This is a genomic window from Mycobacterium leprae TN, from assembly GCF_000195855.1.
Lineage (GTDB): Bacteria > Actinomycetota > Actinomycetes > Mycobacteriales > Mycobacteriaceae > Mycobacterium > Mycobacterium leprae.
Genome location: NC_002677.1, coordinates 1,228,656 through 1,244,968 on the forward strand (window position 1 = coordinate 1,228,656; position 16,313 = coordinate 1,244,968).

General features: G+C 59.2%; 15 protein-coding genes and 3 pseudogenes. 11 read left to right on the forward strand and 7 right to left on the reverse strand.

The window, feature by feature from the left end; all coding sequences use genetic code 11:
• Positions 1-129 precede the first annotated feature (129 nt).
• The 5 genes from folP to ML_RS05270 all read left to right on the forward strand — a co-directional run bounded on the left by folP (position 130) and on the right by ML_RS05270 (position 3,349).
• On the forward strand, positions 130-996 hold the full coding sequence (gene folP / locus ML_RS05250) for a dihydropteroate synthase (protein ID WP_231846787.1): 867 nt from the start codon (positions 130-132) through the stop codon (positions 994-996).
• Positions 993-1,973, forward strand: a complete 981-nt coding sequence (locus ML_RS05255; protein WP_010908106.1) for a glucosyl-3-phosphoglycerate synthase — start codon at positions 993-995, stop codon at positions 1,971-1,973. The genes folP and ML_RS05255 overlap by 4 nt, the downstream gene beginning before the upstream one ends.
• Before the next feature lie 15 nt (positions 1,974-1,988).
• A complete protein-coding gene (locus ML_RS05260; protein WP_010908107.1) occupies positions 1,989-2,333 on the forward strand; it encodes a DivIVA domain-containing protein in 345 nt (114 codons plus the stop codon).
• Positions 2,330-2,908, forward strand: coding sequence for a DNA-3-methyladenine glycosylase I (locus tag ML_RS05265; RefSeq protein WP_010908108.1), 579 nt, complete (start codon positions 2,330-2,332; stop codon positions 2,906-2,908). The genes ML_RS05260 and ML_RS05265 overlap by 4 nt, the downstream gene beginning before the upstream one ends.
• 273 nt (positions 2,909-3,181) lie before the next feature.
• On the forward strand, positions 3,182-3,349 hold the full coding sequence (locus tag ML_RS05270; protein ID WP_064482999.1) for a DUF3117 domain-containing protein: 168 nt from the start codon (positions 3,182-3,184) through the stop codon (positions 3,347-3,349).
• On the opposite strand, the pseudogene glgA reads toward ML_RS05270, so the two are convergent.
• Positions 3,339-4,514, reverse strand: a pseudogene (gene glgA, locus ML_RS05275) (glycogen synthase). The gene ML_RS05270 and the pseudogene glgA sit on opposite strands and share 11 nt — an antisense overlap.
• A 179-nt stretch (positions 4,515-4,693) precedes the next feature.
• Between glgA and glgC the strand changes: the two are divergent.
• Positions 4,694-5,908, forward strand: a complete 1,215-nt coding sequence (gene glgC, locus ML_RS05280; RefSeq protein ID WP_010908110.1) for a glucose-1-phosphate adenylyltransferase — start codon at positions 4,694-4,696, stop codon at positions 5,906-5,908.
• Positions 5,909-5,981: 73 nt separating this feature from the next.
• Positions 5,982-6,635: a TetR/AcrR family transcriptional regulator gene (locus tag ML_RS05285; protein ID WP_010908111.1), complete on the forward strand. Its 654-nt coding sequence runs from the start codon at positions 5,982-5,984 to the stop codon at positions 6,633-6,635.
• Between the two features lie 574 nt (positions 6,636-7,209).
• On the opposite strand, the gene ML_RS15580 is transcribed toward ML_RS05285, so the two are convergent.
• The 5 genes and pseudogenes from ML_RS15580 to ML_RS05310 all read right to left on the reverse strand — a co-directional run bounded on the left by ML_RS15580 (position 7,210) and on the right by ML_RS05310 (position 10,405).
• A complete protein-coding gene (locus ML_RS15580; RefSeq protein WP_231846746.1) occupies positions 7,210-7,527 on the reverse strand; it encodes a hypothetical protein in 318 nt (105 codons plus the stop codon).
• A 296-nt stretch (positions 7,528-7,823) separates the two neighbouring features.
• Positions 7,824-8,117: a hypothetical protein gene (locus ML_RS15585; protein ID WP_041322593.1), complete on the reverse strand. Its 294-nt coding sequence runs from the start codon at positions 8,115-8,117 to the stop codon at positions 7,824-7,826.
• 45 nt (positions 8,118-8,162) lie between these two features.
• Positions 8,163-9,019, reverse strand: a pseudogene (locus ML_RS15590) (ATP-binding cassette domain-containing protein).
• 23 nt (positions 9,020-9,042) lie between these two features.
• Positions 9,043-9,687, reverse strand: a pseudogene (locus ML_RS18775) (TetR family transcriptional regulator).
• A 43-nt stretch (positions 9,688-9,730) separates the two neighbouring features.
• Complete coding sequence (locus ML_RS05310; protein WP_010908112.1) at positions 9,731-10,405, reverse strand: O-methyltransferase; 675 nt, start codon at positions 10,403-10,405, stop codon at positions 9,731-9,733.
• A gap of 297 nt (positions 10,406-10,702) precedes the next feature.
• On the opposite strand from ML_RS05310, the gene sigE reads away from it, so the two are divergent.
• From sigE to tatB, 4 genes are all read left to right on the forward strand, one after another.
• Entirely contained in the window at positions 10,703-11,476 is a 774-nt protein-coding gene (gene sigE, locus ML_RS05315; protein ID WP_041323761.1) for an RNA polymerase sigma factor SigE, read from the forward strand.
• 149 nt (positions 11,477-11,625) lie between these two features.
• On the forward strand, positions 11,626-12,042 hold the full coding sequence (gene rseA, locus ML_RS05320) for an anti-sigma E factor RseA (protein WP_162618240.1): 417 nt from the start codon (positions 11,626-11,628) through the stop codon (positions 12,040-12,042).
• Positions 12,043-12,203: 161 nt separating this feature from the next.
• Positions 12,204-13,718, forward strand: coding sequence for a serine protease HtrA (gene htrA / locus ML_RS05325; RefSeq protein WP_041323763.1), 1,515 nt, complete (start codon positions 12,204-12,206; stop codon positions 13,716-13,718).
• Entirely contained in the window at positions 13,718-14,080 is a 363-nt protein-coding gene (gene tatB, locus ML_RS05330; RefSeq protein ID WP_010908116.1) for a Sec-independent protein translocase protein TatB, read from the forward strand. Before htrA ends, tatB begins: the two co-directional genes overlap by 1 nt.
• 1,019 nt (positions 14,081-15,099) lie before the next feature.
• On the opposite strand, the gene ML_RS05335 is transcribed toward tatB, so the two are convergent.
• On the reverse strand, positions 15,100-16,251 hold the full coding sequence (locus tag ML_RS05335; RefSeq protein ID WP_010908117.1) for an Mrp/NBP35 family ATP-binding protein: 1,152 nt from the start codon (positions 16,249-16,251) through the stop codon (positions 15,100-15,102).
• Positions 16,252-16,313 lie beyond the last annotated feature (62 nt).

Below are 16,313 nucleotides of genomic sequence, written 5' to 3' on the forward strand. Positions count from 1 at the left end.
CAGGTAAGCGACTGCAAGGCTGACGTCCCCGCTCACGCCGAGTGTGCGACTGGTCGCACACTCGGCGTGAAGGATGGTCCCGCAACAATGCGGCTGGTCGTCACCAGGCAATATTGACTGGTGCAGTCAATGCTGTGCGGCCGGCCGGTCGCAGCGGATCGCCAACTGATCATGGCGATCGTCAACCGTACCCCGGATTCGTTCTATGACCGGGGCGCGACCTTCAGTGACGAGGCTGCTCGTGCTGCAGCGCACCGGGCCGTTGCGGAGGGCGCCGATGTCATCGATGTCGGCGGCGTTAAAGCAGGGCCTGGTCAGGGCGTTGACGTAGACACCGAGATCGCCCGGTTGGTTCCGTTCATCGAATGGCTACGCAGCGCCTATACAGACCTGCTGATCAGCGTAGACACCTGGCGAGCAGAGGTAGCAAGACTGGCTTGCACTGCGGGCGCAGACCTGATCAACGACAGCTGGGGTGGAGCCGACCCGGCCATGCATGAGGTCGCCGCTGAGCTTGGCGCGGGCCTGGTGTGTTCGCACACCGGTGGCGCGCTGCCCCGCACGCGTCCCTTTCGGGTGAGTTACGGTACGACGACCCGCGGTGTGGTGGACGATGTGATTCGCCAGGTCACTGCAGCTGCCGAGCGCGCGGTCGCGGCCGGGGTAACCCGCGATTCGGTGTTGGTCGACCCGACCCACGATTTCGGCAAGAACACTTTCCACGGGCTGCTGCTGTTGCGTCATGTAGACGAACTTGTTAAGACCGGGTGGCCCGTGCTCATGTCGTTGAGCAATAAGGACTTCGTCGGGGAGACTCTGGGCGTGGGTTTGACGGAACGGCTAGAGGGTACGTTGGCGGCCACTGCGTTGGCGGCGGCAGCTGGCGTCCGCATGTTTCGGGTGCACGAGGTCGTAGCGACCAGGCGGGTTCTGGAGATGGTGGCTTCGATCCAGGGGACGCGTCCCCCAACGCGCACGGTGAGGGGACTCGCATGACGGCATCGGAGTTGATCGCCAGCGCGCTAGCGGCCCGGTCCGGAGATGCGTGGCTCGCGGATCGCAGCTGGAGCCGTCCAGCCTGGACGATCGACGAATTGGTGGCAGCCAAGGCCGGGCGGGCAATCTCGGTGGTGCTACCGGCTCTCAATGAGGAACAAACCATCGAATCGGTGATCGACAGCATCTCACCGCTGGTCTCCGATCGTGCGGGGCTGGTCGACGAACTGATCGTTCTGGACTCTGGTTCAACGGACGAGACTGAGATCCGGGCCATCGCTGCCGGCGCCCGAGTGGTCAGTTGTGAACAGGCTATGCCTGAGGTCCCAACCCGGCCCGGCAAAGGTGAGGCATTGTGGCGCTCGCTTGCTGTGACCAGCGGCGACATCGTGGTGTTCGTCGATTCTGACCTGATCAATCCGCATCCTATGTTTGTGCCGTGGCTGGTCGGTCCGCTGCTCACCGGCGACGGCATTCACCTGGTCAAAGGTTTTTACCGGCGGCCACTAAACAGCAACGATGCGGGCGGCAGTGCTCGTGCCACCGGTGGCGGCCGGGTCACCGAGTTGGTGGCCCGGCCGTTGTTGGCGTCGTTGCGGCCGCAGTTGGGATACGTGCTGCAGCCCCTGAGCGGCGAGTACGCAGCTACCCGCGAATTGCTGACAGCGTTGCCCTTTGCACCGGGCTATGGCGTGGAGATCGGCCTGCTGGTGGACACCTTTGATCGACTGGGTCTTGACGCGATCGCGCAGGTAAACCTGGGCGTTCGAGCGCACCGTAACCGGCCGCTGGCTGAGTTGGGTGCCATGAGCCGTCAGGTGATTGCGACTTTGCTGTCGCGTTGCGGTATTCTCGACTCTGGGGTTGGGCTGACCCAATTCTTCGTCGACGAGTCCGACGGTGACGGGTACATCCGGCATACTTGGTCGGTGTCGCTGGCCGATCGGCCAGCGATGAGCAGGTTGCGGCCGCGTTAAGGCAATATCGTTCCTGTGGCGTTGGTTTTGTTGTACCTGGTGGTGTTGGTCCTCGTCGCGATCGTACTGTTTGGCGCAGCCAGCCTACTTTTCGGTCGCGGTGAGCGGCTGCCGCCTTTGCCTCGCGGGACGACGGCGACGGTGTTGCCTGCGCATGGAGTCACCGGCGCTGATGTCGACGCTGTCAAGTTCACCCAGGTGTTGCGCGGGTACAAGCCCAGTGAGGTGGATTGGGTGCTGGACCGGCTCGGCCGCGAGCTCGAGGCGTTACGTGGTCAGCTCGCGGCTATCGCCGACGCCGAAGCAGATGCCGATGTCTCGAATGTTCCCAGCGGGGACGACGGCCAGGATGTGACGTGAGCGACGATGGGCTGGTTCGCTGTGGCTGGGCGGACGTTCGATCCGGGCTCCACTGGCAGCTGTATCGCAACTATCACGACCAAGAGTGGGGCAGCCCAGTACGATGCGGAGTGGCCTTGTTCGAGCGGATGAGCCTGGAGGCCTTTCAGAGTGGTCTGTCGTGGCTGCTCATTCTGCGCAAACGGGAAAATTTCCGGCGCGCCTTCTCCGGGTTCGATATCGAAGAGGTAGCCCGTTATACCCATGCCGATGTGCAACGGTTGTTGTTCGATGACGGAATTGTGCGCAACCGCGTCAAGATCGAGGCGACAATCGCCAACGCGCGTGCGGCCGCTGAGCTGGGGTCTGCAGCAGACTTGTCTGAGTTGCTGTGGTCATTCGCCCCACAGCCGCGGTCCAGGCCCGCTGACGGATCCGAAATCCCTTCGACCAGTGCGGAAGCGAAGGCGATGGCGCGTGAATTGAAACGGCGCGGGTTCCGCTTCGTCGGGCCTACTACGGCCTATGCACTTATGCAGGCTACGGGGATGGTTGACGATCACATCTGTACTTGCTGGGTGCCTCCAACACGGTGACCCCAACTTTCCGAACGGGCCACCGACGAGGCCTTGTTGTGGGGGGCACACCCAGCCGCGCAGCAGCGATGGAGCGAGCCGGGCAACTAGGCACAGCATCCTGGTTAAGCCCGAGAACCGGGTCTTTGTGCATTCACCGACCTGAATAGGGAAGAATAGAGGGGTGATTTGGCAGTTCAATGTTGGGTATTACTGTAAATCCCCCGAGGGGGCATGCTCGGCGCCGAATGGGTCCGCGAGGGCGGGCCAGCTCGAGTTTGGAGGGAGCACACGATGGCGGCGATGAAGCCTCGGACCGGAGACGGTCCTCTGGAAGCGACGAAGGAGGGGCGAGGTATCGTGATGCGCGTACCATTAGAGGGTGGCGGACGACTCGTTGTCGAGTTGACACCGGACGAAGCCGCCGCTCTGAGTGACGAACTTAAGGGCGTCACCAGCTAAACCGGCCGTCTGGCAGGTAGTTTTGGTTGTGCACAACTTTCCGGTAGATGTCTAGCGTTTGTTCGGCGACGTGGGCCCAGGAGAGTTCCTTGATGCAGCGCCGGGGTCCGGCGTGACCATTAGCCTTCGGCTTTTCCTGGGTTGGCGACCAAATCATTGACTGCCGTGGCCAACCTGCCCTGGTAACCAGTCGGGTCGTCGGGGTTGTAATGCACCAGTGATCCGGTGATCCCGTCGGCGATTACTTCAGGTACACCGCCAACGTCGGGGGCCACTACTGCTGTAGCGCACGCCATTGCCTCCAGGTTCACGATTCCTAACGGCTCGTGCACCGAAGGACACACGAAGACTGTTGCTGTCGAAAGTATTTCGCGCATCTTCCCGATGGGAAGCATTTCTCGGATGCAAAATACCTCGGTGCGATTGCGGGTTAGTTAGGAGACGGCGGTCCGCACTTTATTGTTTAACTCCAGGGTATCGGGAGTGCCGGCGTACAGCACCAGCTATACGTCCGGGCTAAACCGGTGCGCGGCTGTCGCCAGATGAGCGACACCCTTTCTGTCGGGTGATCCATCCGTCCCACGAACGCCACAGTGGGCCAGCTTGAGTCTATACCGAGCTCGGACAGTACCGGACCCGGGTCGGATGCTATACATCGCGTTCCAGATGACGTGCACCAGTCTCGGATCCAGCGTGGGATAGATCCGCAGCATACCGGAGCTAACCGCGATGATCGCATGAGCACCCAGCACCGCGGTGTGCTCGACCCACGTCGACACCCGGTAGCCGCTGTTGGATTGTTCGGCTTTCCCTGGGCGCAGCGGCTCAAGTGAGTGTGCGGTCAGCGCATGGGGGATGTCGTAGAGCAACGCGGCAAGATGCCCAGCCAGACCGGTGTAACAGGTATATTAATACACGATGGTGGCCGCTGACGCGGTACTGGCCGTCATCAGATCCGACGACAAGGTAGGTAGACAGTGCCGCGTTGGCATCGTGGAACCGGCGGTCAGGCTGATGGTCCTGGGTGCCGGTGCGAGGTGCGTCCATGCAATGCGCATCGACCGCGCATAGTTGGCGCAGTTGTGCGACCAGTTCGGTGACGTGTACCCCCGGTCCCACCGTAGGACTCTGGCGGGTACTCCCGAGTCATCATGGCCACCCGCATACCGGCTCACCGTAATGCGGTGACTCCGAATTTGCGAGTGGTGCGTAAGTCGAGCCCGGGGAGAACCTGAACAGTGCGTCGAACCGAGCCAAATACCTTGACGGACAGGCACGTCAGGACGGCGCCGTCGAGGGATGCCCCCCTGGCAGCGGTGGGCAGCGGCCGATAGGTTTGGAGCCATGAGGGAAGTGCCACAAGTGCTGGGCATTGTTTTGGCCGGTGGTGAGGGCAAACGGTTATATCCGCTGACCGCAGACCGGGCCAAACCCGCTGTTCCCTTCGGGGGCGCCTATCGGTTGGTTGATTTCGTACTTTCTAATCTAGTCAACGCCCGTTACCTGAGGATTTGTGTTCTCACACAATACAAGTCGCATTCCCTAGACCGCCACATTTCGCAGAATTGGCGATTGTCGGGCCTTGCCGGTGAGTACATTACCCCGGTGCCAGCACAGCAGCGGTTCGGCCCACACTGGTACACTGGCTCGGCGGACGCGATCTATCAATCACTCAACCTCATTTATGACGAAGACCCTGACTATCTAGTGGTTTTCGGAGCTGACCACGTGTACCGGATGGACCCCGAGCAGATGCTCCGGTTCCACATCGGCAGCGGGGCCGGTGCCACGGTGGCTGGCATTCGCGTTCCGCGCAGCGACGCTACAGCGTTTGGTTGCATTGACGCTGACGACTCCGGCCGTATTCGCCGTTTCACTGAGAAGCCGCTCAAACCGCCCGGGACACCGGACGATCCCGATAAGACGTTTGTTTCGATGGGCAACTACATCTTCACCACCAAGGTGCTCGTCGACGCGATTCGCGCTGACGCCGATGACGATCACTCGTATCACGACATGGGCGGCGACATCCTTCCGCGGCTGGTGGACGGCGGGATGGCCGCGGTGTATGACTTTTCCCAAAACGAAGTGCCTGGCGCTACCGACTGGGACCGCGCTTATTGGCGCGACGTTGGTACGCTGGACGCTTTTTATGACGCCCACATGGATCTGGTGTCGTTGCGTCCGGTGTTTAATCTTTACAACAAGCGTTGGCCGATTCGTGGCGAATCGGAAAATCTGGCGCCGGCGAAGTTTGTCAACGGTGGTTCCGTTCAGGAATCGGTGGTGGGTGCAGGGAGTATCATTTCGGCGGCTTCGGTACGTAATTCGGTGCTGTCGTCGAATGTCGTGGTCGACAACGGCGCGATCGTGGAGGGCAGTGTCATCATGCCGGGTGCTCGGGTTGGCCGCGGCGCAGTGATACGCCACGCGATCTTGGATAAGAACGTCGTCGTCGGGCCTGGCGAGATGGTTGGCGTGGATCCCGAGAGAGATCGGGAACACTTTGCGATTAGTGCTGGCGGAGTAGTCGTGGTCGGCAAGGGTGTGTGGATTTAGCTCGGTGCTAGCTAGGCCAGTTGTTGAGCTGTGTCGACATGTTTGTCGAAGCCTATCGACACTTGGGTAAGCTATGATCGTGGTTGGTAATTTTACGCAGAGCAATTACGTGCCTGCGTCGCGAGGCCGTCGGTCGTCGCAGCTCTCCGGCGACGACCGAGAACAGGCAATCCTGGCCGTTGCTGAACGGCTCCTGGCGGAGCGGCCACTGGGTGACTTTTCCGTCGATGAACTAGCCAAAGGCGCCGGAATCTCGCGCCCAACCTTTTATTTCTACTTCCCGTCAAAGAACGCGGTGTTGTTGTCGCTGCTTGATGATCTGAATATGAAGTCACGCTCGGCGGTTGAAGCACTCGCTGAACAGCTGCCCGCGGACCCCGCCGCGGTCTGGCGGTCCGCAATCACGGCGTTCTTCGAGGTGTGCGGGACTCACCGAGCGGTGGCTGTTGCTGGTGCCGCGGCCAAAGCCACTAGCCCTGAGGTACGCCGGCTGTGGTCCACAGTCATGCAGCAGTGGATCGACTACAACACAGCTGCGATTCAGGCTGAGCGCAAGTGCGGCGTAGCCCCCGACACCATTCCCGCCGAGGATCTGGCTGTGGCGCTGCAATTAATGACCGAACGCGTGATGGCCGCGACATTCTCCGACGAAAAGCCGTTGATCCCCGATAAGAAAGTTATCGACACGCTCGTGCATATCTGGTTGGCCAGCATTTACGGCAGTTGACCGCGCACCATACGTAAGGCGCCAGCCGATAGCGCACCTGCTGTGTGTATTGGCGGTATCCGCTCAATTCTTGGGTAAAGCTACCTTCTCCTCGTCGCGGATGCGGAAGACGGGCACCGCCACACCGGGGATGACCAGCAGCCCCAGTAGGACCCGAGCGCCAGCGGTACGCCCCCTTGCCATGAATCACGTTGCCGACATACATCGGGTGCCGGATGAACTTGTATATACCGCCAACGCTCATCGTCTGGCCAGCTTCCACGGTGACGGTGGTTGCCGCATAGCCGTTCTGGATGACTACCAACACCGTGATACCGAGCCTGGCTGCTACCAACGCATCACCCTGCAAGGACACCCAGGTACCTACCTACCAATCGGTCTAATGCGCTCAAAATCATCATCGCGAACAGGTCCATAACCGACATCGGTGATGACGATCTTTTACACGGCTTTGCCTTCCGCTTGTGGGCCGGTGTACATACGTCGCCAACGTAACAAGGTTCAATCGGGCCAAGTCCAAGTGGAGTCTTGATGATGCTTTGCACCTACCTGTTTTTCGTTCTGCTGAGCCAACCTAATTACATAGATCGCATCTTTGGAAAGCCTTGGTTACCAATGTTATTAGCACGGCATCGATCGCCAACAGCCAAAGCAAAGGTACGATGGTGAAGTCACCGCCGCCAACCCAAGGAACGTGTGTGAATGTGAATGGTTCCAGATCGAACACCCACTGCGAGAATCCAGCCAATGAACCGATCAAGTAAAACGCGAAGAATGCGATCAGCACTACCCATGGCACAGGAGTGAACCGCCTTGCTAAATTCAGCAATTGGACTTTTACTGCGGTCAACAACCAGATAGCGGTCAGCTGCACGGTCGCGGTGCCGGCCATTATGGCCACCATGCCGTCGACGTTACCCGCTGTGGCACTGTAGACGAGAACGGACGCTAGTCTCTGCGACCAACTTTGCTGCCGAGGATCCAACCAAATTATCGCTTAAATAATTTGCTAGACAACGGGTTCAGAAAAAAAGAACTGGCCACGCTATCTCGGTACGCTGACTGGATTCTTTCTGGTGCAGTCGCAGGGTAAGCGAGGTGGTGAACGCGTCAGCAACCATGCCCATCATTGTGAACGCCACCGCGATGAGCAAGTGGAACATTCCTGCTTTCCGGATGTCTGCCGCTCTAAGGCTGTTGTTGTAGATCTGCCCGTAGGGGGTGTGCTGGGTCGGGCTGGCCATGATTGATGGAATCCGCGAATTCGGCATGGGCGGCCTCAGTTAGGTAGATCATCGAGATGCTTCCCACATACACGCTGGCCAGTGGCGGAGACAGCAGCAACACCCACAAGCGGCAACACGACTCGATCACGCCGCAGATACAGCCGGTAGCCTCCCAAGCGGGCCAGAGAAGTTTGAGCCGACTAGCGGGCGCCGCGTGCGCCAGATAGTGCAATCGATCCAGGGTTGCGGTGCTCATAACGTCGACCCTCTCTTACCGCTATGTTCGCGCTGGTCGGTGTCTTCAATTGTCTGAAATGTTGTAGTGGCGCAAGAAGGGTTTTTTAAGAATCGGTGGCTGGCGGATCAGGCTGCGTACACCGGCGTAACCGAATATCCGGATCTAGTTCCTAGAGGATTTGACTGTTGACCTGGGCGCTCAGCGTGTTGCCGTCGACGCTCTCGTCCTAGACACCCTGGATCCAGTTTATATTTTCCAGGATCGCAGATAATTTCGGCTTTGATCGAGGTTCGGCTCAGGTGCCGCAGAGAGGTCAGAGAACCGCTCTTGACGATCTTACTGGCTCGGATGATGGTCACTCGTCGGCACAGTGCCTCTGGTTCGGTCAGGATGTGGCTGGACAACAGCATCGTCACGCCGCGGTTGCACGCTTCGGCAACGCAAATGTTCAAACATGTTATCCATCAACGAGTCGAAGCCGGTGCCCGGCTCGTCTAAGAGTAGTAGTGGTAGTCGGGCTCGTGAGGAAAAGGAAAGAAATCCGTGAAGTCTTTTTCCAGTTGTTTTTCGAGTAGGTGCGTGCTTTCTTATGTGGGTCAAGGTCGAAGCGCTTTAGTAGCTCGTCGCGCTAACTCTCGTCGATGCCGCCACGCATGCGGTCCAGCAAATCGATAGTTTCGGTTTCGGTTAGCGAAGACCACAGCGTGACAATTCCTGGCACATAAGCGATCTTCCGGTGAAATTCTACGGGGTCGGTCCAAGTGTCGCCGCCGAGTAGTAGTAGTAGTGTTTTCGCTGTCAGTATTAGCCAAAACCAGTAGGATGTGGATGGTGGTACACTTCTCGGTGCTATTAGGTCCGAGGAAGCCGTGCATCTGTCCTGTGTGCACCGTTAGGTCAAGTTCATCCAATGCACACAATTAAACAGGAACTCTTGGTCAGCTTACGATTTCGATAGGTTCTGAGAGCTGGTATTCGATTCTCCCGTCAATCGGTCGGCGTAGATTTCCAGTGGAGGGCAGTAGGATTTCGCGTGCATAGTCGCGTAGTAACTCACGCAGTTCCGTTGAATTTTCGTGTATATGCAGATACAGCAGGTAGCTACTGCTACCCGTTATCGCCAGATACTTTGCCCTGGTTTGGGGATCGCGACTTGGCTTACGCGTTTCAGATGCGTACTTCCTCGTCAAGGTACACTTTGTCGTCATCCATTATTTTGTGCAGCAATATAGTTGCTCATTCATCGCCAGATTGCATACTTGTGCACCCAGTAGGTTATCAGCGGTGTGTAAGACTTGACCTCGGCTACTTGCGCAAGCCATGTCGCCGGGTTGCGGACTACATCGCTGGCCGACTTGCCGCTGCAGACCTCTTTAACGAGGTAGGCATCGCACGCTTTGTGACGGCCGTCCTTGAAGCCGAAAGTGGTGGATGACCAGCGACGCGCCTATCCCCCTGCTTCGGCGATGGCGCGCAAACTGGCTTCGAAGTTGTGTTCGCCGAACAACTCGATGACTGCATCGCGGATCCGAGCGGCAGCGGTCAGATCGACTGAACATTGTGTGTTGGATGCTAAACGTGCGTTCAGTTCTCGGTCAATGATGTGGTGCGTTAGGAATCCGTAAAATTGGTTATTCGCGGACTGCGGCCAGCAGCCCATCGCCGAGTGGCACCAGCGCAGGGGTGAGTCGCTCGTTTTCGGCGATGAGTCGGGCTGCCTCGCGAACCGCGGTCACCTCGGCATCGCGTGCCGCGGGATCACCGGCCCGCCCGCCTAACGCCGCTCGGTGCACCACGATGATCCCGCAAGATCGCAGCAGTCGCACGCCCTCGACGACGTAAGCCGGCTGGTCGATCGGGTCGGCGTCGATGAACACCAGGTCATAGGATTCGTCCGCGAGCCGGGTCAGTACATCTTGGCCGCGGCCGCTGATTAGCCGGGTACGCGACGGCCCAATACCCGCCTCGGAGAATGCCTGCTTGGCCAGCCGCAGATACTCGGGCTCGATATCGATTGTGGTCAAGACACCGTCGTAGCTCATGCCAGACAACAACCATAGTCCGCTGACTCCGGCACCGGTACCGACCTCAGCGACGGCTTTGCCGCCGCTGAGCTTGGTCAGCAGGCTCAATAGTGCCCCGACCGCGGGTGTTACCGCCCTGGCGCCGATCTCTTCGGAGCGCTCGCGTGCGCTGGCCAGGATGGCGTCTTCTGATATCGACCCCTCTGCGTGTGCGAAGAGTGAATCGGCTCGACTGGCGGCCGCTTGGTCGGGGGTGACCGCATTGTTACCGGTACCGTACATGCCCGCAGCGTATGTCGAATTCGCAGCGTGGTCAGGCAGGCGCGCTTAGTGTGGCGACGGCGAGCGGTTGGTACCAGCGGTGCGAGTAAGGGGCCACGTAATTAGCCTCGGCGCAGCGACCTGCGGTCGTGGCCTGGTGACCATCGCGACACGCTCCATAAATCTCGAAGCGACGAACATCACATTCGCGGTGTGCACCGCGAATTCTGCTGTGCAGCGCTGTTCAAGCTATGGTTTCTCAGGTAAACCGCAGTTTGCTCCTATATCGCGTATACGCCGATGGGTGACGGTATCGGTATGGAACGTGAAGGGCGCTGGACCGGGAATACACAGTGCCCATTGCGTGTTGTGCCGGGTGACGAATCGCCTACCCTCGACGGAAGAGCAAGTCCGGAGGATCTGATTATCACCAACTTGTTGAGCCCGACCATAATGTCTCATCCCCCACCCAGCCGAGACGACGACTGGGTAGAACCATTTGACGCGTTGCAGGGCACCGCGGTATTCGACGCGACTGGGGACAAGGCAACGATGCCGTCGTGGGAGGAATTGGTGCGTCAACACGCGGCTCGGGTATATTGGCTAGCTTATCGCCTTTCAGGCAACCAGCACGACGCTGAGGACTTGACGCAAGAGACCTTCATTCGAGTGTTCCGATCGGTCCAGAACTACCAGCCAGGAACCTTTGAGGGATGGCTGCATCGCATCACGACGAATCTGTTCCTTGATATGGTCCGTCGGCGTGCCCGTATCCGCATGGACGCCTTGCCCGATGATTACGACCGGGTACCTGCCGACGAGCCCAATCCCGAGCAGATCTATCACGATTCGAGGCTGGGACCTGATCTACAGGCTGCCTTAGATTCACTGCCGCCGGAATTTCGTGCCGCTGTCGTGCTGTGTGACATCGAAGGTTTGTCCTACGAGGAGATCGGTGCAACCTTGGGTGTGAAGCTGGGCACCGTACGTAGCCGCATACACCGCGGCCGGCAGGCGCTACGCGACTACCTCCTAACCGCGCATCCCAGAGACGGTGCCACCACCGACGCTACGCACGTTAAGTCGGCGTAGTATCCCCCATTCTCCAAAGACATCGTTCTGTGGTGTCCAGGAGGAACTGGCCGGGCCAAAATAATACTGAGGTTTGCCGGCGTTATACGAGTATTGGGCACTACGCCGCGCTACATTCTAGGTATGGGCGGCAGTGAAAGGGGCTGGTGATGGCCGACCGCGGGCAGGTGTTCCGGCGCGTGTTCTCTTGGCTCCCTGCTCAATTTGCGTCCCAGAACGATGCGCCAGTAGGCGCGCCACGGCGGTTCGGCTCCACCGAACATCTGTCCGTCGAGGCGATCGCGGCGTTTGTCGATGGTGAGTTGCGAATGAACGCGCACTTGCGCGCTGCGCATCACATTTCGCTCTGCGCTCAATGCGCGGCCGAAGTCGATGATCAAAGCCGAACGCGTGCAGCGCTGCGTGACTCTCACCCGATTCGCATCCCGAGCACGTTATTCGGATTACTGACTGCAATTCCGCGCTGTTCGCCTGACTACACATCGCCGGTCTCTGAGCCCTTTTCGGAAGGATCAGTATCCGACCGTTTCGTTGATGGCGTTGCCCGTGAACAGGGTAAACGCTGATAGCTTGACAGCTAAGTTACCGAGTTCAGGTGATAGCTGCTGGCGTGTGACTGCGTGCCGACCAAGCGGGGACGGTGAATACTAGGGTGGACACCGACAACGCGGTAATCCGATATCGGCGCCGTAACAGGCCCTGTCTCGAGCGCTCAGAAGAGGATAATGTGACCTCCGACCAAGGCACCAACAACGACCAAAATCCCGGCCATCACCTGGCGACGCGCCCCGTCGCCAGGCCTCCTGTCGACGCCGCGTCCCGTGAGGCGTTCGGCCGCCCCTGTGGGTTTTCGGGATCCTTTGTAGCTGAATATGTGCGCCCACAGAAATATCGAGACCGCAGCGAATTCAGGCCTGATGATCAACCAGCCGACCCCGTCCTTGCCGAGGCATTCAGCCGGCCATTCGGGAGCGTCGATTCGCTGCAGCGCCATCCTATCGATGCGGGTGCGCTGGCTGCTGAGAAAGATGCCACTCAGCTGGACGAACCCGATGATCCGTGGCGAGACCCTGCGGCTGCGGCTACTCTGGCGAGTCCTGCAGTGGCTTCACCGGTGCCGCACACTGAGTTGGGTCAATGCGGCAAACTCGGTGTGCGCGACGTGCTATTTGGCGGCAGAGTGTCCTACCTTGCCCTGGTCATCTTGGTCTTTATTGCTTTGGCGCTGGGTGCTATCGGCGGTGTGATCGGTCGTAAGACGGCTGAAATCGTCGACGCGTTCACCACGTCGAAAGTGACGTTGGCAACCACTAACAATACTGAAGAGCCGGCCGGTCGTTTCGCCAAGGTGGCGGCGGCGGTAGCTGACTCCGTGGTGACGATTGAGTCGAAGAGTGACCAGGAGGAAATGCAGGGCTCCGGTGTCATCATCGATGGCCGCGGCTACATCGTCACTAACAACCACGTGATTTCCGAAGCGGCCAACAAGCCCAGCCAGTTCAAGACGACCGTGGTGTTCAACGACGGCAAGGACGTGCCCGCCAATCTGGTGGGCCGCGACCCCAAGACCGACCTGGCCGTACTCAAGGTCGATAACGTCGACAACCTGACGGTGGCGCGGCTTGGTGATTCCGGCAAGGTGCGGGTTGGTGATGAGGTTATCGCAGCGGGTGCGCCGCTTGGGCTGCGCAGCACGGTGACCCACGGCATCGTTAGCGCACTGCACCGCCCTGTCCCGTTATCGGGAGAGGGATCTGACACGGACACCGTCATCGATGCCATCCAGACCGACGCATCAATCAACCATGGCAACTCTGGTGGGCCGCTGATCGACATGGATTCCCAGGTGATCGGCATCAATACTGCCGGCAAGTCACTGTCGGACAGCGCCAGTGGGCTGAGCTTTGCGATCCCGGTCGACGAGATGAAATCGGTTGTGCAAACACTGATCAAGGACGGCAAGATCGTGCACCCGACGTTGGGGGTCAGCACCCGGTCGGTGAGCAACGCTATCGCGTCCGGCGCCCAGGTGGCCAATGTGAAGGCAGGAAGCCCCGCGCAAAAGGGCGGAATCCTGGAAAACGACGTCATAGTCAAGGTCGGCAACCGGAAAGTCGCCGACGCCGATGAGTTCATCGTTGCCGTGCGGCAGCTGACCATTGGACAGGACGCCTCAGTAGAGGTGGTCCGCGACGGTCGGCACGTCACGCTGACGGTGAAATCCGACCCCGATAGTAGCTAGTGTTCGCCAACATTGGTTGGGGGGAAATGCTCGTCCTTGTGGTCGTCGGGCTGGTGGTGCTTGGCCCGGAACGGTTTCCCGGAGCCATCCGCTGGACGTTGGGCGCACTGCGGCAGACGCGCGATTACCTCAGCGGTGTGACCAACCAGCTGCGCGAGGACATTGGCCCCGAGTTCGACGATCTGCGTGGCCAATTCGGGGAGCTACAGAAGTTGCGGGGTATGACACCCCGTGCAGCGCTTACCAAGCACCTCCTCGACGGCGATGACTCCCTGTTTACGGGGAACTTCGACCGGCCTGCTGCGGCTAAACAACAGGACCGCGACCATCACCAGACGCCATTCGATACTGATGCGACCTGATTTTAGCTTCACTTGCTGCAAGATTGTTGAATTGTACTTTGTGTGCATGTTCTGTTGTGGGGGTGGAGTAAAGGGTGGCGGTGTGTTGCAGTGTTGTGAGTTGATGTGATCGATCGTTAACCGTTCGTTTGGGTTGGGTGGGGGTGGGGATCGTGCGTGAGATCACCAGCAAGGGTGGGGCCCGCGTGTTTGCGGGTTGCTTTGGGGGTTGCACTGATTCGACACCAACTATGCTGGCTAAGACGCTCAATCGGGTTACTGAGCTTGTATTGCTTAGCTATGCAGTGAGCAGTGGGCCCAGTGGCTTTAAAGGCCGGCAAGGTGAGCGTTGTGGGCAGCTGCGTACGGAGATAGACATGTGTGCTGGCCAAGAAGTACAGTCCCGAACAAATTGTGGGGGTGTTGGCCCAAAACCTATCCCGACCGGCCCGAAAGATGCAGGTGTCCTATAAAACACTTCAACATCGAGTCCAAGCTCAACCAACATGTGCGCACTGGGTGGATGTTCCGCACGCTGAGGGCACAGCACGCTAAAACCGGGCACCACCATTATTCTCTAGGTATGGCCACCACCAGTGCACGTCCCGCGAAAACTACACGACCGTGTGGTGCTCTAACCTCATAGCATTGGGCGGATGATGTAATCATCGGCAAAAATTAGACCCCCAAATCGGCGCCCTGGCCGAACACAAGTAGCGGATTCGTGCAGCTGCTACACCTATCCAAGGACCACAGCACTGATGTGATCACTGCGGCCATGATCAACCACAAGACAACGCCCTACCACAGAATCGCTGTACAACCCCAGCGTGAGACCAAGACCTCGAAACGACTCTCATACCCGCATCACCACGGCATCGATACCGACCTTTGCGACCTGACGCACCGACCCGCCAATACACTGACCCACCACCCTTTACTCCACCCCCACAACAGAACATGCACACAAAGTACAAGTCAACAGTTACATTTCGACGAATGTGAACCGCCGACGAACTTGCCAGTGCGACTCCTTAGCGTTAGCGCCGCGACGGGTCGAGCCCCAGTGACACCCCTGCCAGTCTGCGCTGCCGCGATGACAATCCGTCGGCGATGCGGAGCAGTTCCTTGCCTACCGGCGAGTCGGACGCGTTCAACACGATTGGTATACCCGAATCACCGGCGGCCACCAGCGCGGGGTCCAGCGGGATCTGACCCAGCAGCGGCACGTCGGTGCCGACTGCACGTGAGAGCCGCTCGGCGACTTGTTGGCCTCCGCCTTCGCCAAATACTTGTAGTCTTGAGCCGTCCGGCATCATAAGTCCCGACATGTTCTCCACGACACCGACAATACGTTGGCGGGTCTGTAGGGCGATGCTGCCGGCTCGTTCGGCTACCTCGGCTGCGGCCAGCTGTGGCGTGGTCACCACGAGAATCTCGGCGTTCGGGATTAACTGAGCTACCGAGATGGCGATGTCGCCGGTGCCCGGCGGCAGATCGAGCATCAGCACGTCCAGATCGCCCCAATACACGTCGGATAGAAACTGCTGCAATGCCCGGTGCAGCATTGGCCCGCGCCATATTACCGGCGTGTTGCCCTCGGTGAACTGGCCTATCGAGATGACTTTTACCTCGTGGACGATAGGCGGTAAAATCATTGACTCAAGCTGTATAGGTCGCTGGTTGCTACCCATCATCCGGGGGATGGAGTGGCCGTGGATGTCGGCGTCGAGAACCCCGACCGCCAGGCCGCGGGCAGCAATCGCCGTGGCTAGGTTGACGGTGACGGTGGACTTTCCGACTCCTCCCTTGCCGGATGCCACTGTATACACTCGGGTCAGCGAGTTGGGTTGAGCGAACGGGATCATCGGTTCACGGGCATCACCGCGTAACTTTTTGCGCAACTTGGTGCGCTGCTCGTCGCTCATCACGTCCAGACTGACCTCCACTGCCGCGGTGCCGGGAACGTCAGCAATAGCCTTGGTGACGCGTTTACTGATTTCGGATTTTTTCGGGCAGCTAGCGATGGTCAGGTAAATCCCTACCTGTACGTTGCCACCCGGCTCGATGTCGATGTTTTTGACCATCCCGAGTTCAGTGATGGGGCGCTGTAGTTCGGGGTCGATCACTTTTGCCAGCGCTGTGCTGACCGCCGATTTCAGGTCGGCAGCGTTACGATCAGTTCTAGACATCACAGCCGAGTGTAGGTGGCTCGACGTTCGCTCGGCCCGCCGAGTAGTCAGTTGGCCGGAGC

Coding starts and splice junctions, on each gene's coding strand:
- folP (WP_231846787.1), top strand. CDS start 130: ATGCTGTGCGGCCGGCCGGTCGCAGCGGATCGCCAACTGATCATGGCG.
- ML_RS05255 (WP_010908106.1), top strand. CDS start 993: ATGACGGCATCGGAGTTGATCGCCAGCGCGCTAGCGGCCCGGTCCGGA.
- ML_RS05270 (WP_064482999.1), top strand. CDS start 3,182: ATGGCGGCGATGAAGCCTCGGACCGGAGACGGTCCTCTGGAAGCGACG.
- glgC (WP_010908110.1), top strand. CDS start 4,694: ATGAGGGAAGTGCCACAAGTGCTGGGCATTGTTTTGGCCGGTGGTGAG.
- ML_RS05285 (WP_010908111.1), top strand. CDS start 5,982: ATGATCGTGGTTGGTAATTTTACGCAGAGCAATTACGTGCCTGCGTCG.
- ML_RS15580 (WP_231846746.1), bottom strand. CDS start 7,527: ATGGCCGGCACCGCGACCGTGCAGCTGACCGCTATCTGGTTGTTGACC.
- ML_RS15585 (WP_041322593.1), bottom strand. CDS start 8,117: ATGAGCACCGCAACCCTGGATCGATTGCACTATCTGGCGCACGCGGCG.
- ML_RS05310 (WP_010908112.1), bottom strand. CDS start 10,405: ATGTACGGTACCGGTAACAATGCGGTCACCCCCGACCAAGCGGCCGCC.
- sigE (WP_041323761.1), top strand. CDS start 10,703: ATGGAACGTGAAGGGCGCTGGACCGGGAATACACAGTGCCCATTGCGT.
- rseA (WP_162618240.1), top strand. CDS start 11,626: ATGGCCGACCGCGGGCAGGTGTTCCGGCGCGTGTTCTCTTGGCTCCCT.
- ML_RS05335 (WP_010908117.1), bottom strand. CDS start 16,251: ATGTCTAGAACTGATCGTAACGCTGCCGACCTGAAATCGGCGGTCAGC.